Source organism: Plantibacter sp. lyk4-40-MEA-4 (assembly GCF_030209415.1).
In the GTDB taxonomy this organism is placed as follows: Bacteria; Actinomycetota; Actinomycetes; order Actinomycetales; family Microbacteriaceae; genus Plantibacter; species Plantibacter flavus_A.
This window is the reverse complement of the sequence record NZ_JARVSA010000003.1, coordinates 562,548-582,803: the sequence shown is the minus strand read 5'-3', so window position 1 is coordinate 582,803 and position 20,256 is coordinate 562,548. Positions and strand designations below refer to the sequence as shown.

20 protein-coding genes are annotated in these 20,256 nt (G+C 69.9%); 7 read left to right on the top strand and 13 right to left on the bottom strand.

Going from position 1 to position 20,256, the window contains the following annotated elements; translation table 11 throughout:
* Window positions 1–78: 78 nt before the first annotated feature.
* The 4 genes from QRN44_RS07970 to QRN44_RS07955 all read right to left on the bottom strand — a co-directional run bounded on the left by QRN44_RS07970 (window position 79) and on the right by QRN44_RS07955 (window position 2,439).
* A complete protein-coding gene (locus tag QRN44_RS07970; protein WP_064293931.1) occupies window positions 79–336 on the bottom strand; it encodes a DUF6510 family protein in 258 nt (85 codons plus the stop codon).
* Window positions 336–1,022: a ferredoxin reductase gene (locus QRN44_RS07965; protein ID WP_285038788.1), complete on the bottom strand. Its 687-nt coding sequence runs from the start codon at window positions 1,020–1,022 to the stop codon at window positions 336–338. Before QRN44_RS07965 ends, QRN44_RS07970 begins: the two co-directional genes overlap by 1 nt.
* Window positions 1,023–1,060: 38 nt before the next feature.
* A complete protein-coding gene (locus QRN44_RS07960; RefSeq protein ID WP_086472594.1) occupies window positions 1,061–1,654 on the bottom strand; it encodes a sulfite oxidase-like oxidoreductase in 594 nt (197 codons plus the stop codon).
* Between the two features lie 89 nt (window positions 1,655–1,743).
* Window positions 1,744–2,439: an HAD hydrolase-like protein gene (locus QRN44_RS07955; protein ID WP_231884265.1), complete on the bottom strand. Its 696-nt coding sequence runs from the start codon at window positions 2,437–2,439 to the stop codon at window positions 1,744–1,746.
* Between the two features lie 100 nt (window positions 2,440–2,539).
* Here QRN44_RS07955 and QRN44_RS07950 point away from each other — a divergent pair, with 100 nt between their 5' ends.
* Window positions 2,540–3,421, top strand: a complete 882-nt coding sequence (locus tag QRN44_RS07950; protein WP_285038787.1) for a sugar phosphate isomerase/epimerase family protein — start codon at window positions 2,540–2,542, stop codon at window positions 3,419–3,421.
* Window positions 3,418–4,470 (top strand): Gfo/Idh/MocA family protein, encoded by a 1,053-nt coding sequence (locus QRN44_RS07945; protein WP_285038786.1) that lies wholly within the window; start codon window positions 3,418–3,420, stop codon window positions 4,468–4,470. Before QRN44_RS07950 ends, QRN44_RS07945 begins: the two co-directional genes overlap by 4 nt.
* Window positions 4,471–4,499: 29 nt before the next feature.
* Here QRN44_RS07945 and QRN44_RS07940 read toward each other — a convergent pair whose 3' ends face one another.
* Window positions 4,500–5,648, bottom strand: coding sequence for an ROK family transcriptional regulator (locus QRN44_RS07940; protein ID WP_285038785.1), 1,149 nt, complete (start codon window positions 5,646–5,648; stop codon window positions 4,500–4,502).
* A 207-nt stretch (window positions 5,649–5,855) separates the two neighbouring features.
* Between QRN44_RS07940 and QRN44_RS07935 the strand changes: the two genes are divergently transcribed.
* From QRN44_RS07935 to QRN44_RS07925, 3 genes are all read left to right on the top strand, one after another.
* Entirely contained in the window at window positions 5,856–7,355 is a 1,500-nt protein-coding gene (locus QRN44_RS07935) for a glycoside hydrolase family 36 protein (RefSeq protein WP_285038784.1), read from the top strand.
* Between the two features lie 95 nt (window positions 7,356–7,450).
* On the top strand, window positions 7,451–8,413 hold the full coding sequence (locus QRN44_RS07930) for a helix-turn-helix domain-containing protein (protein ID WP_285038783.1): 963 nt from the start codon (window positions 7,451–7,453) through the stop codon (window positions 8,411–8,413).
* A 151-nt stretch (window positions 8,414–8,564) separates the two neighbouring features.
* Window positions 8,565–9,332 (top strand): alpha/beta fold hydrolase, encoded by a 768-nt coding sequence (locus QRN44_RS07925; RefSeq protein WP_285038782.1) that lies wholly within the window; start codon window positions 8,565–8,567, stop codon window positions 9,330–9,332.
* Window positions 9,333–9,358: 26 nt separating this feature from the next.
* On the opposite strand, the gene QRN44_RS07920 is transcribed toward QRN44_RS07925, so the two are convergent.
* From QRN44_RS07920 to QRN44_RS07885, 8 genes are all read right to left on the bottom strand, one after another.
* Window positions 9,359–9,883, bottom strand: a complete 525-nt coding sequence (locus QRN44_RS07920; protein ID WP_175116675.1) for a GrpB family protein — start codon at window positions 9,881–9,883, stop codon at window positions 9,359–9,361.
* 85 nt (window positions 9,884–9,968) lie between these two features.
* A complete protein-coding gene (locus QRN44_RS07915; RefSeq protein ID WP_285038781.1) occupies window positions 9,969–11,039 on the bottom strand; it encodes a LacI family DNA-binding transcriptional regulator in 1,071 nt (356 codons plus the stop codon).
* A gap of 86 nt (window positions 11,040–11,125) precedes the next feature.
* Window positions 11,126–12,010, bottom strand: coding sequence for a sugar phosphate isomerase/epimerase family protein (locus QRN44_RS07910; protein WP_064293921.1), 885 nt, complete (start codon window positions 12,008–12,010; stop codon window positions 11,126–11,128).
* On the bottom strand, window positions 12,007–13,104 hold the full coding sequence (locus tag QRN44_RS07905) for a Gfo/Idh/MocA family protein (RefSeq protein ID WP_071261881.1): 1,098 nt from the start codon (window positions 13,102–13,104) through the stop codon (window positions 12,007–12,009). The genes QRN44_RS07910 and QRN44_RS07905 overlap by 4 nt, the downstream gene beginning before the upstream one ends.
* 52 nt (window positions 13,105–13,156) lie before the next feature.
* Complete coding sequence (locus QRN44_RS07900) at window positions 13,157–13,990, bottom strand: sugar phosphate isomerase/epimerase family protein (RefSeq protein ID WP_285038780.1); 834 nt, start codon at window positions 13,988–13,990, stop codon at window positions 13,157–13,159.
* 2 nt (window positions 13,991–13,992) lie between these two features.
* A complete protein-coding gene (locus QRN44_RS07895) occupies window positions 13,993–14,937 on the bottom strand; it encodes a carbohydrate ABC transporter permease (RefSeq protein ID WP_175116678.1) in 945 nt (314 codons plus the stop codon).
* The gene (locus QRN44_RS07890; RefSeq protein ID WP_079000544.1) at window positions 14,934–15,908 is read right to left on the bottom strand and encodes a carbohydrate ABC transporter permease; all 975 of its coding nucleotides are present in this window, start codon (window positions 15,906–15,908) and stop codon (window positions 14,934–14,936) included. Before QRN44_RS07890 ends, QRN44_RS07895 begins: the two co-directional genes overlap by 4 nt.
* Window positions 15,908–17,170: an ABC transporter substrate-binding protein gene (locus QRN44_RS07885; RefSeq protein WP_285038779.1), complete on the bottom strand. Its 1,263-nt coding sequence runs from the start codon at window positions 17,168–17,170 to the stop codon at window positions 15,908–15,910. The genes QRN44_RS07890 and QRN44_RS07885 overlap by 1 nt, the downstream gene beginning before the upstream one ends.
* Before the next feature lie 184 nt (window positions 17,171–17,354).
* Between QRN44_RS07885 and uxaC the strand changes: the two genes are divergently transcribed.
* Both uxaC and QRN44_RS07875 read left to right on the top strand, forming a co-directional pair.
* Entirely contained in the window at window positions 17,355–18,773 is a 1,419-nt protein-coding gene (uxaC, locus tag QRN44_RS07880; RefSeq protein WP_285038778.1) for a glucuronate isomerase, read from the top strand.
* A gap of 5 nt (window positions 18,774–18,778) precedes the next feature.
* On the top strand, window positions 18,779–20,239 hold the full coding sequence (locus QRN44_RS07875; RefSeq protein ID WP_285038777.1) for a mannitol dehydrogenase family protein: 1,461 nt from the start codon (window positions 18,779–18,781) through the stop codon (window positions 20,237–20,239).
* The last annotated feature ends 17 nt before the right edge of the window (window positions 20,240–20,256 follow it).

The window sequence follows — 20,256 nt, the reverse complement described above, 5'->3', positions numbered from 1 at the left end:
GAGGTCCATTCGCCCATCTTTGGGCGACAGAAGCTCCGTTCGCCCAAGAATGGGCGAACGAGTGCGGGGGAGGGGGCGTCAGGCGAGGTCTGTCCACCAGCGGACGCCGTCGAGGGTGACGCGCGTGGTCTCCTCGTGATGGAGGACGACGAGCAGGACGTCGTCGCAGTGTCGACAGCGCACCACCCACGCGTCCGGGGTGCCGAACACCAGCTCCGCGGCGAGGGGCGAGACGTCGCGGCATCCGAGGCACTGTGACATCGTGTCGCTCGGGTCGGTGCCGGTCAGTTCCGACAGGGTGCCGGCGAGGACGTTCCCGTCGAGATGCGAGGTCATCACGCGCCTCCGAACCGCTCGGTCTTGATGCGGGCGGGATCATGGCCGATCGCGACCAGGGTGTCGGCGACGGACTCGACGAAGCCGGTCGGTCCGCAGACGAACACCGACGGGGCCTCGTCGCCGGCGGCCTCGAGTGCCTGGAGGTCGGCCGCGACGAGGCGGCCGGCGGGACGAGCCCAGCCGTCGGGCGCTCGCCGGGTGTAGATCCAGGTGACCTCGACCCCGGTCGCAGTGGCGAGCTCGTCGGCGAAGAAGGCGTCCTGCGGTGAGCGGACGGAGTAGACGAGTCGGAACGGCGCCGTGCTCCCGGCCGCCTCGTGCGCTCGCACCATCGCCATGAGCGGCACGATGCCCGAACCGCCGCCGATCAGGAGGACCGGCTCCGTGTCCTCGGGCCGCCAGACGAACCAGCCGCCCAACGGCCCCCGCACCTCGACCTGGTCGCCGACCTCGATCGCGTCGACGAGGAACGGTGAAACCTCGCCGTCGGGGACCCGGTCGACGGCGATCTCGATGCGGTCACCGGCGTCCGCCGAGGCGATCGAATAGGAGCGGACCGCCTGGTAGCCGTCGGGTGCGGTGAGGCGGACGTCGGCGTGCTGCCCGGCGAGGTTCCCGCCCCAGCCGGGGGCGTCGAGGATGAGGCTCCGCCCCGACGGGGTCAGCTGCGTCGCCGTGACCACGGTTGCCGCCTTCCAGACGTCGACATGGCCTGTGCGCCTCACGAGTACCGCTGTTCGAGCCAGGGGTCACCGTAGGCGTGATAGCCGTTCTGCTCCCAGAACCCCGGTTCGTCGTCCTGTTGCATGACGAGGCCGCGGATCCACTTCGCGCTCTTCCAGAAGTAGAGGTGCGGGATGAGGAGCCTCGCCGGCCCGCCGTGCTCCGCGGCGAGCGGCTCGCCGTCGAAGCCGGTGGCGATCCAGGCCTTGCCGTCCAGGAGGTCGTCGAGTGGGACGTTGGTCGTGTAACCGCCGTAGGAGTGGGCCATCACGAAGTCGTAGCCGCTCTCGACCTCGGCGAAGAGCGTGTCGAGGGAGACGCCCTGCCAGCTCGTGCCGAGCTTCGTCCAGCGCGTCACGCAGTGGATGTCGCGGGTGATGTCGTCCTGCTGGAGTGCCTGCATGGCCGCCCAGTCCCAACGGTGGGTCTCACCCGTCTCCGTCCGGATCTGGAACTCCCACTCATCGGTGTCGATCCGCGGCGTGGGCCCGGCGGACAGGACGGGGAAGTCCTCGGTGAGGAACTGCCCGGGCGGGAGTCGATCGTCCTGCTCCCGTGCCCGTCCTCCGAAACCGCGTGTGAACACCGCCATGTCGACCTCCTCAGGATGGTCATCACCCTAGTGAGCGGGTGTCGGTGAAGCCAGACCCTCCTGGGGTCACCAAGTCGTTCCGGCCTGGCTCAGCCGGTGATGAGGTTCGACAGCGCGTCGATCGAGTGGACGACGGCGAGGGCGCCGGTGGCCTCCGCCGGCGAGCCGTAGCCCCACTCGACGAGGATCGTCGGAATCCCGTGCGCCGCTGCGCCCTCGATGTCGTGGAGGCGGTCGCCGACGAGCACGGTGCGGGACGTGTCGACGCCGGCGGCCGTGAGACGCCGGAGGGCCTCGCCGACGACGTCGGCCTTGCTGCTGCGCACCTCGTCCTCTGAGGCGCCGGTGACGACGGTGAAGTACTGGCTCAGACCGAAGTGGTCGAGGATCGTGTTCGCCTGTGACTCGGGCTTCGAGGTCGCGAGCCCGATCGGGATCCCGGCCTCGGAGATGCGCGCGAGCAACCCGGCGACGCCTGGGAACACCGCGGTGCCGACTTCGGCGCCCTCGATGGCGACCTGGCGGCGGTACTCGGTGAGGGCGAGCTGCGACTGCAGCGGGTCCATGCCCGCGAAGTCGCGGAAGGAGTCGAGCAGCGGCGGCCCGACCCAGCGCAGTAGGGATTCGTCGGACGGGACGGGGGCACCGACGTTCGCCAGGGTCGCCTTCATGCGGGAGATGATGCCGGGAGCCGAGTCCACGATCGTGCCGTCGAGGTCGAACAGCACGCAGGACCAGCTGCGGTGGAAGGACACGGTCGTACTGGCGAGGTAGAGATCGGTCACACGCTCCATCCTAGGGCGACCCCTCCCATCAGGCAGGGTTGTCAACCGGTTGCCAGAGTCGTAGGCTGACAGGACCGGCAGCGCGACTGCCTGGTTCCCGATGACGAGAACGAACGCGAAGGCGGAAGCGCACGTGAATGCACAACACCCGGTGAGCTGGACCCTGTCGGGTTTCGGCGACGAGATCGACGCCGACCCGACGACGCAGATCGCCGTCCTCGAGGCGCTCGGTGCATCGCACATCGAGGTCCGGAGCGCATGGGGCGTCAACGTCATCGACCTCGACGCCGACCAGCTCGCCCGACTCGGTGCGCAGCTGGAGCGGTCGGGCATGGGCGTGTCCGCCATCGGATCACCGATCGGCAAGGTCGACGTGGCCCTCGACGCCGAGCTGGAGGTCGCCCGCCTCGCGCGAGCGATCGCCGCTGCACACGCCCTCGGGACCCCGAACATCCGCATCTTCTCGTTCTTCCGCGGCGAGGGCGTCCCGGTGGAGGCCACCCGCGACGACGTCCTGGTCCGCATGCGCCTGCTCGCCGACCTCGCCGAGCGTGAGGGGGTCGTGCTCCTGCACGAGAACGAGAAGGACATCTACGGCGACGTCCCGGAGCGCATCCTCGACCTCGTCGAATCGGTCGGATCACCGGCACTCCGTCTCGCCTGGGACAACGCGAACTTCGTCCAGGTGGGCGTAGCTCCGTTCGACGACGGCTACGCGATGCTGCGCCCCTACCTCGACTACCTGCAGGTCAAGGACGCGGTCGCCGCGAGCGGCCAGGTCGTGCCGTCCGGCGATGGTGACGGGCAACTGCGTGAGACGCTCACGGCGTTGCGCGACGACGGCTACACCGGGTTCGCCTCGCTCGAGCCGCACCTCGCCGACACCCACGCGCTCGGCGGCTTCTCCGGTCCCGCCTCGTTCGGCGTCGCCGCCCGGGCCTTCCGGAGGCTCACCGACGAGCTGGGGATCGAGCTGCGATGAGCCGCGGGCCAGCCCCCGTCCTCCGCCGCGTCGCCGTGATCGGGTGCGGTGACATCGCTGCCCTCCACCTCGCGGCGATCGGAACGGTCCCCGGCGCGCAGCTCGTGGCGGTGTGCGACGTCGACACCGGCCGGCTCGATGCCGCGATGGCTACGACGGGTGTCCCGGGCTTCACCGACCTCGATCGACTGTTCGACGAGGCGCGACCCGACGTCGTGCACATCTGCACCCCGCACCACTTGCACGCCGACCAGGCGATCCGAGCGCTCGAGCGCGGGATCAGCGTCATCCTCGAGAAGCCCCTTGCCCACACGCGCGAGGAGGCCGAACGGCTCCTGGCCGCGGCGGAGCACAGTCGCGCGAAGATCGCGGTGTGCTTCCAGAACCGCTACAACCAGCCGGCGGAACGCGCCAAGGAACTCCTCGACTCGGGTGAGCTCGGCGCAGTGCTCGGCGCCTCGGCGGTCGTGCCGTGGCATCGGACGGCGGCCTACTACGAGGATCGCCCTTGGCGTGGTCGCTGGGCGACCGGCGGCGGCGGACTCCTCATGAACCAGGCGATCCACACGATCGACCTCGTGCAGTGGTTGGTCGGCGATCCGGTCGAGGCGACGGGATCGATCGCCACCCGCGCGCTCGCCGAGGTGATCGAGGTCGAGGACACGGCCGAGCTCCGCATCGTGCACGCGGGAGGCGCGACGAGCACGGTCTACGCGACGGTCGCCGGGGTCGCGAACCTGCCCGTGACGATCGACGTCGTCTGCGAGCGGGGCAGGCTGAGCCTCGGCGCCGAACTCACCGCCCGCTTCGCCGACGGGCGCGTCGAGACCACGGTCGAGCGCGTGACGGCCAGCGGAGCGCGTGCCTACTGGGGCGTCTCCCATGAACGGCTGATCCAGGACTTCTACGCGGGGCTCGACGAACCGGGCGCCTTCTGGCTCCACCCCGCAGAAGCGCGGAAGGCGTTCGATGTGATCCAGGACGTCTACGACGCGGCGATCCCCGAGCGACGGTCGCCGGTCCTCGCCGCGCAGTCCGGCGGTCGCTGAGCCACGATCGGTCGTGGGTCAGCGACGGCTCAGGACGCTGCGTCCCGCTTGACGAGCAGCTGCGCTCCCGCCGGGTCGGGGAACCGCTCCACGTCTCGGACCGCCGTCTGCAGGACGGTGTCGAGGTGCTGGGACGCCAGGCTGACGCCACCCATCGCCACCGCCTCCGAACCGAGCGAGGAGACGACCACGTCCGGTGGCAGCGGGCAGATCCCGCCGAGGGTGCGGATGAAGCGCGGCAGGAAGACGTCCGCGCCCGGAGCGCTACCGCCTCCGACCACGAGGAGTTCCGGATCGAGCGCCAGGATCATGGCCGCCGCGCCGGTGGCCAGGTCGTCCGCGAACTCCTCCATCGCCGTCAGGGCGATCCGATCACCGGCGCGAGCCGCCTCGAAGATCGCTTCGCGGGACGGCCGTGGAGAGCCGAGGACCGACTCGCCGTACCGCTCGTTCAAGCGGGACCACCGGAGTTCGGGCATCTCGCCGACGATCCCTGCCGCACCGTGCACGCCGCGATGCACCTTCCCGTCGACGATGGAGGCCGCGCTGGTGCGCACGCCGCAGAGCAGGTAGACGACGTCGCGGTGGCCCTGTGCTGCGCCGACGGTCAGTTCCGCGCGGGCGCCGAGCGCGACGTCGCCCTCCACCAGGACGGCTCCGTCGAACTCCTGCTCGAACCGCTCGCGCAGGTTCAGTCCGACCCAGTCCGGCAGCCCCGTTCCGCCGAAGTGCAGCACCTCGCCGTCCCGGCCGATCGCGCCCGGGGAGCCCACGGCGACGATCCACACCGACCCGCGGGTGAGGCCGAGAGTGCTGAGCACCGCATCGCCGGTCGCCAGCGCCAGGGTGATGCGCTCGGTCGCGCCCGTGTCCTCGGGCAGGCGAGCCGTGCGCTGGCCCAGGACGGCACCGGCGAGGTCCGTCACGACGGCGTGGATGTGGTTCGCGCCGATGTCGAGCGACAGGAGGTGGCCGAGTCCGGCCCGCACGCTGAAGGCGGTGGCCGGTCTGCCGATCCGGGACGCCGAGGCGCGTTGGACGGATTCGAGCCAGCCCATCTCGACGAGGTCCGTCACGATCGCGTCGATGGCCGTCCGAGACAGCCCGGACGCATTCGCCAACTCCCGCAGGGTGAGTGGCTCCGGGAGCAGGGCGCGCAGCACACCGAGCGAGTTCATCCTCCGGAGCAACGATCGACTGCCCATCGATCCGCCGGAGGGCTCCACCATCGCCTCTCGAGGCATCCGCCATTCCCCTCTTGCGACTTTTCACGGCACGTTGCAGTATTAACTCCGCCTCCTCGACTCTACCCGCGGCAGCCCCGCGGTGGCAGGAGGGAATCCCGCGTCGATCCCGAGAGCGCCCATCCAGACAGAAAGCCGGCCATGCTGCACACCTTCACCTTCGGTGACCTCCGCGTCCCCGCGAACCTCGCCGGCGAACCGACCGCCACGAGCACCGGCTTCGTCGTGCCCGCCGGTCCGGTCGCGATCCTCCACCCCTTCGGCGACACCGGGTTCTACCGGCACGGCTGGAACTCGTGGAGCCCGAGCGGCTGGACCACCACGGACGGCGAGACCATCGGCATCAAGGACAACCCCGACCGGCTCCTCACCGCCGACGATGCGGTCAACGAGACCCCGCACCTCCACTCCGGCAGCGGTGTCGGAGCCATCGCTGGACCGGACGGCACCGTGCTGCTCATCGGGACCCTCGGGCTCGGTAACCCCAGGGTCGGTGCCGACCGCAACACGATCTGGGCGCGGAGCGAGACCGACGAAGCCGAGTGGTTCGTCACGTTCGGGCCGGAGCAGCAGGCCTTCGCCGACTATGCGGCGATCCTGTCAGAACGACTCGGCCGGCGCTCGCAGCGCGCCGGCCGAGTCTGGAGCAGTTGGTACTCCTACTACGAGGGCATCGACGAGGAGCTGGTCGCCCGCACCGTGGCCGACCTCACCGGATACCCCTTCGACGTGTTCCAGCTCGACGACGGCTGGGAGCCGATCGTGGGCGACTGGACGGCCGGTCCGGACTTCCCGTCCGGCATGCAGGCGACCGCCGGTCGCATCGCCGAGGCCGGGTTCCGCCCGGGGCTCTGGCTCGCCCCCATGATCGCGCTTCCCGATTCCACGATCGCGCGGGAGCGCCCCGACCTCCTCGTGCAGGACGACGCCGGCCGCCCGCTGGCGACCGGCTACAACTGGAACTCCCACTACTACTCGCTCGACACCACGCAGCGGGAGGTGCAGGACCACCTCCGCGAGGTCTTCGAGCGCGTCACCGGGTGGGGCTTCAGCTACCTCAAGCTCGACTTCATGTACGCGGGGGCCGTCGCCGGTCGGCGGCATCAGGACGTCCACCGCGAGACCGCCTACCGGGACGCGATCTCGTTCATCAGGGAGACCGTCGGCGACGACGTGTACCTGCTCGGCTGCGGCGTCCCGATGATCCCGTCCATCGGGGTGTTCGACGGCGCGCGCGTGGGGCCGGATGTCGGTCCGTTCTGGGACAACGCCGAACGGGTCGGCGACCCGTCGGGCGTCGGCGCATGGAACTCGATCGTCGACTCCGTCAACCGCGTCTGGCTGAAGGACGTCTACGAGGTCGACCCCGACGCCGTCTACTTCCGCAGCGCCCGCAACCTCCTCGACCCGGACGAGCGACGCATGCTCCAGGACGTGGCGGCCATCCTCGAGTTCAAGTCGACCTCCGATCCGGTGGTGTGGCTGCACGAGAGCGAGCGAGCCGAACTCCGGCAGTACCTCACGGAGACCCCCACGGTCGAGCAGACCGGTCGGTTCACCTTCCGGCTCGACGGCCGCGAGGTCGACCTGACGGCCGTCGTGGCAGGGGAGGCCCGGTCCGACACCTCGTACATCGGGTGATGCTTGGCGCTCGCCGGAGACCCGGCCCTATCCGATAAACGAACGCCGATCCTCCAAAGATGGAGCTACCACGGACTCGTGAGATTCTGGGCAGGATGAGCGTGAATGCTGGGCCCGCGGAGCGGTTCGAGGCCGCGGGCGGCGACGTCGACGACGCGCGCGAGCTGTACCGCGAGGCGTACCAGATCGGCGGGATCACCGTCGAGCCGACGGCCACCGACTTCGGATACCGCTTCACGTCCATCGGCGACGCCGACCTCGCGCTGCGCGCATCGCAGGTCGAGGGCCGGATCACGGGCGCTTCCTTCACCCAGGGCGAGTACGTGGTGACCTGGCTCACGCGTGGCGAGGGCGTGATGGACCTGCTCGGCTCGCCGATGAAGCTCCACCCTGGCGTGCCCTCGATGTTCGCGAATGACCGGCCCGCGCAGTTCGATCTCATCGACTATCGGCTCAACATGATGCACTTCGGCGGAGCGTACTTGGAAGGCGTCGCGGCGGACACCGAGGGGGCGGTGGGTCCGATCCGGTTCGACACGACGTTCCGCCCGTCGGGCGACGCCCTGCGGCGTTGGACCGAGACGGTGGCGACCGTCGCGCGCGTGATCTACGACGACGGGAGTTCCGCGGTGCTGCGCGCCGAGGCCAACCGAGCGGCCGCCGTCACGTTGCTCGAGGTCTTCCCACATCTCGCTCTGCAGTCACGGACCGATCTGGCGGTTCCTCCGAGCAGCAAAGCCCGCGCCGCCGTCGAGTTCATGGTCGCGAACGCCCACCGACCCATCGCGACCGCGGAGATCGCGGAGGCCGCCGGGCTCAGCCTGCGCAGCCTGCAGGCGGCGTTCCGCCGTGAGTACGACGTCACCGCCACGGACTACCTGCGCTCGATCCGCCTGGATCGCGTGCGACAGGAGCTGCGGGATGCGGAACCGGGCCTGGCCACGGTCGCCGAGGTCGCCAGACGGTGGGGGTTCACCCACCTCGGGCGGTTCGCGGCGTCGTACACGAGCCGCTTCGGCGAGTACCCGAGTGTCACCCTCGCGTCGAGCGCCCGCTGAGCGGAATCCCGGTCCCTGAGCGGCATCCCCCGGTCCCTGAGCCTGTCGAAGGGCGGCACCCCGAAGCTGAGTGCTCCCACCAACGAGGCCTGTCCGGCGCGGGCACCCGGTACGGTGTCCGGATGACGACTGGACGACACTGCGGTTCCCCATGGCAGTAGGGGCGACGCGACGCGACGCGCAGCTCGTGCTCGACGACCTCTCCTTCCGGATCATCTCCACGACCGCCGATCGCGACCCCGGCGCGGCCCGCTTCGTCCTCGTCCACGGTGTCGGCACCTCGCACCGGTACTTCGCCCGGCTGCACGACGACCTCGCCCGCGACAGTGACACCGTCTCCGTCGACCTCCCCGGGTTCGGTGGTCAGGCGAGGCCCGTCCGCACGGTCGAGGTCGGAGAGATGGCGACGGCACTCGGGCACGCGCTGGACACGCTCGGGACCGCGCCGTTCGTCCTCGTCGGTCATTCCATGGGCGCGCAGTGGGTCGTCGAACTGGCCGCTCAGCGCCCCGATCTGGCGCGTGCCGTCGTCATCATCGGTCCGGTGACGGACCGCGATCATCGGTCGATGGTGGCGCAGGCGCTGGCACTCGCGTGGGACACGGTCGGTGAGACCATGAGCGTGAACCGACGGGTATTCGTCGACTACCTCCGCGCAGGGCCGTCGTGGTTCCTGCGGCAGGTGCGACGGATGGTCGACTTCCCCATCGAGGACCGCATCGTCGAGGTCACCGCTCCCGTGCTCGTCGTCCGCGGCGGGAACGACCCGATCGCCGGTACGGGATGGAGTCGGTTGCTTCGTGATCGGGCGTCACACGGTTCGATGGCGGTCGTGCCCGGCCACCGGCACGTCGTGCAGCACACGGCACCACGAGCGATCGCCTCGGCGATCCGTGCCTTCGTCGCGTCGACGTCCTGAGTCGCTGCGAGCGGGCGCCGGCGTGGTCACTTGTCCCAGGCCGCGGTCGGCGGCAGGCCGCGTGCTGTGCGTTCCTCGTTCAGCAGCTCCTCGATGAGCGGCAACTTCGCCGCCGTGTAGGCGCGGCCGTCGTCGGTCCTGGCGAGCTCCAGCTTGAGCTCCTGGTAGCGGCGCCGAGCGGATGCGTCGTGCAGCAGCTTGTCCCGGAACAGCCGCTGGTTGCAGTACTCCCACGCGTCTGAGTCGAACACGTGGAGGATGTGCGTGCGATGGACTCCGTCCGAGCGGACGTACACGGCATGCGTCCTCGGTCCGGCGGCGTTCGGCTCGTACCCGAGCCCGGCCAGGAGTGGTCCGAGGGCGAACGGGTCGACGGCTGCCGTCGCTCTCGCAGCGAGGTCGATGATCGGCTTGGCGACGAGACCGGGGACGGCGGTGCTCCCGATGTGCTCGATCGCGTCGACGCGTCCATGGAGGACGTCCGAGAGCTGTGTCGCCTCGTGTCGGAACGCCGCCGCCCACTCCGTCCGGTGCGGGCTCAGCTCGATCATCGGACCGAGCGTACCCCGCGGTCGATCCCTGGGCGACGGGCCATCCGGTCCCTGAGCCTGTCGAAGGGCTGGGCGGCGGCGGGGATCAGTCCGTGGCCGGCGGCGGGGCGGTCGACTCGCGCATGATGAGCGTGGTCGCGAGGTCGGTGATGGTCGGGACGTCGGTGCCCCCGAGGTGCGCGAAGAGGGTCTGCACGGCGTAGGAGCCGGAGGCGATGTGCGGGCTGCGGATCGAGGTGAGCGCCGGTGTCGTGAAGTCCGAACCGAAGATGTCGTCGAAGCCGATGAGGCTCAGTTGGGCGGGCATCTCGACGCCACGCGAGCGCAGCTCCAGCATGATGCCGATGGCCAGGAGGTCGTTGTACGCGAGGACCGCGGTGGCACCCGTCTCGAGCACGGCCGTGGCCGCCGCCCTGCCCGCGGCCATGTCCGGCTGCGTCGACGGCACTCGCACCGTCTCGATGCCGCGTTCGGCGCACAGCTCCCTCGTCCGGCTCCAGCGATGCCGCGACATCCAGGACCGGCCGGGGCCGGAGACGAACGCGAGCCTCCGGTGACCGAGCTCCGCGAGGTGGTCGATCGCCGCGGTGAGGCCCGGGTCGACGTCGGCGACGATGCTGTCGACGTCGTCGACCTGACGGTTGATCACGACGACGGGCTTCTCCTGGCCCAGCGCGCGCACGTCGTCGGGCAGGAGCCTCGAGGTCGCGAGGATGAGACCGTCGACCGACGGCATGAGCCGCCTGGCGGTCAGCAGCTCCATCTCCGCCGACTCCTTGAACTCCGCGAGCACGAGCGTGTAGTTGCGCTCGGCGGCCTCACGCTCCGCACCGCGGACGACATCGAAGAACATCGGGTTCGTGATGTCGGCGACGATGAGGCCGAGCGTGCCGGTGCGCCCGGTGGGGAGCGCCCGGGCGGCGGGGTTCGCCACGTAGTTGAGCTGCTTCGCGGCGTCGTGGATCTTCTGCGCCGTCTTCTCGTTGATGCGGCCAGGGCGGCTCAGCGCCCGCGACACGGTCGACGGGTTGACGCCGGCGAGCTGCGCGATGTCGTAGATCGTCGCGGCACGTTTCGTCTTCGCGGCCCCCGCCGTGGGTTCGGGCGTTCCGGGCTCGGGAGCGATCGTCTCCGCGGATGCGTCAGAGGTGCTCATGGGGCCCGCTCCTCTCGATCGCCGCCCTCGGCGACCTGAGCCATCGTACTGCCGCGGCCTCGGCGTACGGGCTCAGGCCTGTCTGGTCAGCGGGTCGCGACATCGAGTGCGTGGCCGGCCCATTCGTACGACAAGCGGTGGGACTCGTAGACGCTCTCGACGCTCGGGAAGTCGACCTCGATCATGTAGTCGCCGTCGTAGTCCGCGGGCATCGCCGCGACGATCGCGTCGAAGTCGAGCACACCGAGCCCGGGTTCCGCCCACAGCCGCTTCGTCTGCGACGTCTCGTGGTAGCTCAGCGCACCGTCCGCTGCGCCGTCGAGGTGATCGGCGTAGACGTCCTTGATGTGGATGCCGCCGAGGCGGTCGCGGTAGTCGGTGATCATCGCGACCGGGTCCGCTCCCGCCCAGCGGAGATGTCCGGTGTCAGGCCCGAACCCGATGAGGTCCGGTCCGAGGGTGTCGAGCAGACTGCGGATCTCGTGCTCGGTCTCGAAGACGCCACCGACGTGCGAGTGGTGCAGGGGGCGGATCCCCTCGGCGAGCAGGACCTCGCAGGTCCGGCCGGCGTTCTCGATGGCCAGGTCGAGCCGCCCCTGGGAGAAGTCGGCGCCGATCGCCGGCGTGGCCATGCGCGCCGGGATCGCCATCGAGGAGATCATCGTCCGGTCGAGTCCGAGGGAGGCCTGGGCCGCCCCGAACGCCTTCGCCGCCTCGAGGACCTCGGCGAGGACGATCGTCTCGTCGAACGCGCTGCTGAACAGGCTGAGCGACGGTGCGAGGCCGTAGCCGCCGATCCACGTGCGGTACTCGTCCGCGGTCATGCCCTCGGGGATGTCGGCCTTCACCGCGGTGAACCCGATGCGCTGGAAGTCGGCGAAGGCCTCCTCGAACACCTCGCGGGTCTTGCCTCGCGCACTCCAGTACGGGATGGGGTTCGCCGCCACCCGGTTCGTCCGCTGAGCGCTCATCGGGCCACCGCCGCAACGGCGTCGAGGCGGACCGGTTGGCCCGTGCGTGCGGACTCGTAGAGACCGGTGATGATCGAGATCGCCTGGCGGTTCTCGGCCAGCGTCACGCGGAGCGGCTCCTCCCCGCGGATCGCGGCGAGGACGTTCCGGTACTGGTGCAGGTGCGCGTCCGACATCTGTCCGGCGACGCTCGAGCCCGCCTGCGTCTCGTCGGCGAACTGCGCCGCCTGGTTCGTGTCCTTGCCCTGCGAGCCGAAGAAGGCCTCGGCGCGCTCCGTTCCGGCGGGAGTGGAGTGGAAGTACGTCAGCTGGTCGTTCTCGATGACCGCGGAGCCGCGGTCGCCGTGGACCTGCAGCCGCGCGACCAGGCCCGGGTAGACGGCCGTCGAGCCGTGGATGACACCGAGCGCACCGGATGCGAAGCGGACGACACCGACCGCGACGTCCTCGGTCTCGATGCGCTCGTGGGCGAGGAGCGCGGTGTACCCGAAGACCTCGACGGGACGTCCGAGGAGGGCGACCAGCAGGTCGACCGTGTGCACGCCCTGGTTCATGAGCGCGCCGCCGCCGTCGAGCGCCCAGGTGCCGCGCCAGTCGCCGGAGTCGTAGTAGCTCTGCCCGCGCCACCAGTCGACCGAGGCGATGCCCGAGGTGATGCGCCCGAGGTCTCCGCGTTCGGCTGCGGCGAGGACGATCTCCGTCGAGGGGTCGAAGCGGTGCTGGGAGATGACGGTCACGACGGTACCGGCGCGCTCCTGCGCGGCGATGATGTCGTCCGTCCGCGAGACGGTGACGTCGGCCGGCTTCTCGATGATGACGTGCTTGCCGGCCTCGAGCGCCTCGATGGCGAGGTCGGCGTGCAGGCCGGTGGGGGTGCAGACGACGACGATGTCGGGGTCGGTCTGCGCCAGCGCCTCCGCGAGGGTCGTGAACGCCCGTCCGCCGCGCTCGGCGACGAGGGCCTCCGCCTTCGCGAGCTCCGGGTCGGCGACGGCGACGAGTTCCAATTCGTCGCGAAGCTGGTCGATGACGATGCCGTGCTGCTTCGAGATGATGCCGGCGCCGGCGATGGCGATGCGGTGCGGTCGGGACATGCGGGGGTTCGCTCCAGTTCTGTGCGTGGGGTGGGTCGGTGTCCGTGCCGGCTCAGGCGAGCTGGCGGAGGTGCGCGAGGGCGGCTTCGAGCTCCGGTTCGAAGTCCTCGAAGAGGCACTCGACGGTGACGGGGCCGTCGTAGCCGCCATCGCGCAGGGCCGTGATGAACTCGGTGAGCGGCCAGTCGCCCTGGCCGGGCGGCCGTCGTCCGGTGTCGGCGATGTGGGCGTGTCCGATGCGGGCGCCGAGGGCCTTGACGACGGCGAGCGGCTCCTCCTCCAGCATGATGTGGAAGAGGTCGGCGACGACGGGCACGCGGTCGATCCCGAACTCGTCGAGGAAGGCGACCGTCTCCTCGAGCGAGTTGAGCAGGTTCGTCTCGTCCCGGTTCAATGGTTCGAGGACGATCTGCAGTCCGTTCCGCTCCGCCGTGTCGCGCGTCTCGACGACGACTTCTGCGAACCTCGCGCGGGCGGCCGTGACGTCCACCCCGGCGGGGATGGTGCGCGCCGTCCCGCTCCCGAACACGATCTTCGCGCCGGGCTCCGAGACCGAACCGATGATCGGCATGACGGCGTCGAGGTACGCCGTGACGCGTTCCGCCGGGAAGTCGGGGTCGGCGAGCGACAGGTCGCCGGGGAACAGGATGGCGAACGACCCGCGTCGGATGCTCGCGTCGTAGTCGGGATGGCGCGTCCACCCGTCTCCGTCGGCGACGACGAGGTTGCCGACGATGGTCGGTTCGGCGTAGTCGGCTCCGGACGCGAACGCACCGGGGATGCGTTCGGAGGGGACGATCACGCCGTACCCGGTGAGCGGGTACCGCTGGGCGGTCGGGTTCGAGTCGGACATGTGGTTCCGTTCCGTCGTCGGTGGGATGGTCATCGCTACTTCAGGCTCCCCGAGATGAGGTCGAGGCGCCAGAACCGCTGGAGGACGAGCACGAAGATCACCACGGGGATGACGGCGATGAGCGCCCCGGCGATGGCGACCGAGTAGAGCACCGGTTCGCTACCGCCACGGTTGAGCATGAGGAACATGGCGACCGTGATGGGCGACAGCTCCGACTTCGACTGCATGATGTACGGCAGCAGGAAGTTGTTCCAGGCGCCGATGAACTGCAACAGGAACACGGTCACGAGACCGGGGAACAAGAGCGGCAGGCCGATCGAGACGAAGGTGCGCCCCTCGTTCGACCCGTCCACCCGAGCCGCCTCGAGGAGTTCCTGCGGCACCGAGCCCCGCGCGAACACGTAGGAGAGGTAGATCCCGAACGGGGTGATCGAGATCGGGATGAGCACCGCCCAGTAGGTGTTCGTGAGGTTCAGCTGTGCGAAGAGCATGTACTGCGGGATCGCCAGCGTGATCGTCGGGAGCAGCACACCCGCGAGCAGTCCGACCATCACGGCCTTCTTACCCGGGAACCGGTAGAGCGCGAGCGCGTAGCCGGCGGCGGCCGAGACGGCGGTCGACAGGAGTGCGCCGCCGATCGAATAGATGAAGCTGTTGCCCAACCAGCGCGCGAAGGAGCCGTTCTCGTACGCGAACAGGTCGGTCATGTTGTCGATGAGGCTCGACCCGAAGGTGAACGCGCTCGTGGAGAACAGCTCGCCGGTGCTCTTCGTGGCGGCGAACACGACCCACACCATCGGGAGCAGGAAGTAGAGGACGGCGATCAGGAGCACGACCGTCGGGAGGATTCCGCCGAGCTTGTGGACGAGGCTGACGGATTCCTTCGGCTTGCCGATGCGGCCGCGATCGGCGCGGACGACGGTCTCGCGAGCGCGACGGTCCTCCTCCGCGCGTTCCGCGGTGCGTGCGGTGGTGGTCATGCGTTCCTCCGAGCTGCGAGGCGTTGCCCGCCGAGCACCAGGAGCGACAGCAGCACCGTGGCGAGGGCGAGGATGATGGATGCCGCCGACGCCGAGTTGAGGTCGTCGTGGGCGAAGGCGTCCCGGTACACCCGCATCAGTGGGAAGTAGGTCGAGCTGATGGCCGGGGTGAGGCTCGAGAGCATCTGCGGCTCGCTGTACACCTGGAGGGCGCCGATGATCGAGAAGAGCCCGGTGAGGATCGTGGCGGGCACGATGTGCGGCAGCTTGATGTACCAGGCGATGCGCGGTTCGTTGCAGCCGTCGATGCGGGCGGCGTCGATCTGCTCCTTCGGTAGCGACTGCAGCGAGGTGTACAGGATGATCGTGTTGAAGCCGATCCCGCCCCACAGCACGACGTTGATGATCGCCGTCATGACGAGGTCGCCGCGCAGCAGCGTCGGGAACTGCAGGCCGAAGGTCTCGGCGAGCTGGTAGATCGGGCTGATCTCGGGCACGTACAGGAAGCCCCACATGAGCGCCGCGATGACGCTCGGCACGCCGTACGGCAGGAAGATCGCCATGCGGCTGAACGCGCGGAGGCGGGCTCTCGGGAGGTCGAGCAGCAGTGCGAACAGCATCGCCGTGAGCATCATGATCGGCACGAGGAAGAGCGCGTACACGGCGAGGTTGCCGAGGCTCGTCCAGAACGTGGGGTCCTGGAGCACCTTCGTGTAGTTGCCGAGACCGACGAAGACCTCCTCGCGCACGCCGTAGGCGCTCGCACCCGCCGCGGTACCCATGAGACTGAGGCCGCCGGAGTACACGATCGGGATGACGAACACGAAGACGAACAGGACCACCGCGGGGGCGATGAGCACCCAGGCGAACAGGTGGTGCGGGCGGGTCAGCGAGACGCGCCGTCTGGTGGGGACCGCGGTCGGATCGTCCTCCGTCCGACCGCGGCCCCGCTCGATGGTCGGCGCGGTCATCAGCCGGCCAGGTCCTTCTGGACGATGTCCTGCACCTTCGGGAGCACATCGGCCCACGGGCTCGTCCCCTCGATGGCGTTGCCGAGCTCGTCGGTGATGGCGGTGAAGGCCACCTGCGTGTTCGGTCCCCACTGCACGGTGACGAGCTTCGACGCGGCTTCCGTGGCGCTCGGCCAGTAGGTGGTGTCCTCGGGCATGAGCTCCGGCGGCGTGCGGTCGATCTCCTGGCCGTGCAGGGCCCCGGTGAACTTGTTGACCTCGACGAGCCCCTCGGCGCCCTCATCGGACGCGTTCAGCCAGGTGATGAACTCGAGCGCCTGATCGTAGTGCGGGCTCTCCTTGAGGATGACGTTGGCCGAACCGCCGCGGGCGAAGACCCGCGGATCGGCGGCGTCCCACTGCGGGATCTGCGCGGCCGACCAGAGCCCGACGGTGTCGGGGTACTGGTTGAGCAGTGGACCGGGAGCCCAGGCGCCGGCGATCGTGCCGAGCACCCGGCCACTCGCGGTCGCCTCGATCTGCTCGGGGCTGCCGGTCTGGTAGGTGCTCACGAGGTCGTCCTCGACCATGCCCTGCCAGAAGTCCAGGACCTCCCGCGTCTCGGCGCTGTCGATGTCGACACCCCATTGCTCGTCGGCGTAGTCCCACCACTGGGCGCCGTTCTGCAGGGCCAGTCCCATGAACTGGTCGGCGTCGATCGAGCTGAAGTTGAAGAGGTAGCGGTCACCGTCGAGGGTGCGGACCTGCTCGGCGAGGGCGCGGAAGTCCTCCCAGCTCGCAGCCGGGGTGAGACCGTACTGTGCGAAGAGGTCGTTCCGGTAGACGAAGAGTGCCGGCCCGAGATCCTGCGGGACGCCGTAGACCGTGTCGTCGAAGGACACGCTCTCGAGCACCGTGGGGGAGTAGGCCTCCTCGAGGTCCTGCTTCGCGCTGTCGAGTGGGGCGAGGACGCCGGCCGACACGTAGGTCGGCAGCTGCGTGTACTCCGCCTGCGCGATGTCGGGGCCGTCGCCGGCTCGCACCGCGCTCAGGACACGAACGGGCATGTCCGCTCCGCTCGCGGGTTGCGAGATGTTGACCTGGATGTCGGGGTTGGCCTGGTTCCACACCTCGACGCGCTTGTCGATGTTCGAGCCCCAGGCCCAGAACTCGAGCGTCACCGGGCCGTCGGCCGAGTCGTCGTCGCCCGGTCCCGAGCACGCGGTCAGCGCGAGGGCGAGGATTCCCGCGGTCGCGATTCCGATACGAACGCTGTTTGCCACTGCAATCTCCTTTGATAGCGGGGTCTGCTCCTCGCGTCGCTGAAGCGTTTCAGTGGTGCTGGACCACGACGGTTCCGGGCGGAAGCGGGATCAGTCTCGCAGACGGTCGTCGATCTGGCAAGCGATTGCCAGAAGGACATGGCAATCGGTTGACAGGCGGGGGTCTCCCGGTTTCAATGGAGGCGTGCCAACGACGCTGCAGAACGATCCAGACCGCCTCCTTCCCGCCGACCCGGGGACCCGCGACGTCGCCAGGGCGCTCTACCGCTCGGTCGAGGCCCTGCCGATCGTCTCGCCGCACGGACACGTGGATCCGGTGATCCTCGTCGAGGACACCCCGTTCGCGAACGCCACCGAGCTGTTCCTCCGGCACGACCACTACGTCACCCGCCTGCTGCACGCCGCCGGGTTCTCCCTCGCGGACGTCGGCGTGCCCGACCTCGCGGAGGGTGGTGCCGTCGCCGCGCCGCGGGACGCCTGGCGACGCTTCTGCGAGCACTGGCACCTGTACGCCGGCACCGCCTCCGGGTACTGGCTGAGCTCGATCCTCGGTGAGCAATTCGGTGTCACGGAGCAGCCGGACGGAGCGAACGCCGACCGGCTCTTCGACACGATCCAGGAGGCGCTCCAAGCGCCGGCGTTCCGTCCGCGTGCGCTGTTCGACCGCTTCCGCATCGAGGTGCTCGCGACCACCGACGACCCGATGGACGACCTCGCCGCACATGCCGCCCTCGCGGCGGACCCCACCTTCAGCGGGCGCGTCCTGCCGACCTTCCGGCCCGACGCGTACCTCGATCCGACGAAGGCCGGGTGGGTGGAGCGGGTCGCGGCACTCGCCGCCTGGAACGGGACACCGGAGTCCAGCTACCGCGGCTATCTCGAGGCGCTCGTCGGGCGCCGTCGCCACTTCATCGAGCACGGGGCGGTGTCGGCCGACCACGGTGTCCTGCAGCCGCTCACGATCGAACTCGAGGAGGCGGACGCCGCGGCGCTGTTCGACCGCGCGCTGTCGGGAACCGCCGACGCCGCGGACCTCGAGCGGTTCGCAGCGCACATGCTGTTCGAGAGCGCCCGGATGAGCGTCGAGGACGGCCTCGTCATGACGGTGCACCCCGGCGTCCACCGCAACCATCACGCGCCGACCCTCGCCCGCTTCGGGCCCGACAGCGGCCACGACCTCCCGGTCCGCACCGACTACGTCCGTCCCCTGCGTCCGCTGCTGGAGCGTTTCGGCACGGCTCCGGGGTTCCACCTCGTCCTCTTCAGCGTCGACGAGACGAGCTACTCGCGGGAGATCGCACCGCTCGCCGGGTTCTACCCGAGTGTCTTCGTCGGCGCACCGTGGTGGTTCCTCGACGCACCCGACGCCGTCCTGCGCTTCCGGTCCGCCGTGACGGAGACGGCCGGGTTCTCACGCGGATCGGGCTTCATCGACGACACGCGGGCGTTCCTCTCGATCCCCGCCCGACACGACATGTCCAGGCGCCTCGACGCGTCGTTCCTCGCGCGGCTCGTGCGGGAGGGGCGCGTCGACGAGGCGACGGCCGAACGCATCATCCTCGACCTCGTCGTCGACCAGCCGCGACGGGTGTTCAAACTGTGAGCACCGTGACGACCGCGGACAGCGCTGCCGGAGCCCAGGGGGAGCAGGCGGTCCCGCGTCTGTCCCGCGCGCGGCTGCCCGAGTTCCCGTCGGCACCGGTCCGGATCGTCCACCTCGGACTCGGCGCCTTCCACCGTGCCCATCAGGCCTGGTACACCCAGCTCGCCGACCCCGATCACGAGTGGGGCATCGCCGCCTTCACCGGCCGGAGTCCGCAGGCCGCAGTCGATCTGGACGCCCAGGACTGCCTCTACACGGTCGTCGAGCGATCGGCGGACGGCGACTCGGCGACGATCGTCGGTTCGATCGTCGAGGCGCGGGACGGTGGCGACGTCGCACGGCTCCACGACCTCCTCGCCGCCGAGACCACCGCCATCGTCACGCTCACGGTCACCGAGGCCGGGTACCGGCTCGATGCCGAGGGGAGGCCGGATGCATCGGATCCGGCGGTCGAGCAGGACGTCGCCCTGCTGTCTGAGGCCTTCGCCGAACAGGGGGACCTCCGCGCCGCGCGACCGACGACGACGCTCGGCAGACTACTCCTCGGCATCGAAGCCCGTCGTCGTGCCGGGGCCGGTCCGATCGCGATCCTGCCGTGCGACAACATCGCCGACGGCGGTGCGCTCGTCCGTCGCGCGATGCTCGCCCTTGCTGACCGGGTCCACCCGGAGACCGCTCGGTGGATCACCGATGAGGTCTCGTTCGTCTCGTCCTCGGTCGATCGCATCACGCCGCGTCCCACGGCCGCCGACGAAGCGACGGCCGCGACGCTCACCGGATTCGCCGACGCCGCTCCCGTCGTCACCGAGCCCTTCACCGACTGGGTGCTGAGCGGCGACTTCCCCGCCGGGCGGCCGGCGTGGGAGTCCGCGGGCGCCCGGTTCGTCGACGACCTCGAACCTTACGAGCAACGCAAACTGCGGCTGCTCAACGGCGCCCACAGCCTCCTCGCCTACGCGGGCCCGCTGCGCGGTCATGCGACGGTCGCCGAGGCGGTCGGCGACCAGCGGTGCCGGGCCTGGGTCGAGGAGTACTGGGACGAGACGGAGCACCACCTGCCGGACGACCTCGGGCTGACGGCGTATCGCACCGCGCTCCTGGAGCGCTTCGACAACGCGCGCATCGAGCATCGGCTGCAGCAGATCGCGCTCGAGGGGGTCACCAAGCTGCGGGTGCGGATCGTGTCGACCCTCTTGGCGGAACGGGCCGCCGGTCGGCCGGGAACCGGGTCCCTGCGCGTGATCGCCGCGTGGGTGGCGGCCGTCCAGGGCGACGACCGGCCGGGTGACGCGAGCGGTGCCGCCGTCGCCGAGGCGCTCCGGCTCCAGGGGCGGGAGCGGACCGCGGCGCTCGTGCGCCTGATCGACCCCCGTCTCCTCGACTCGGAGCCGGCTGACGGATCCAGGCTCGTCATCGAGCTGGAGCACCTGGTCGACGAGCTGACCGGACGCCCACGGAACCCCTGACACCCGCCACTGCAGCC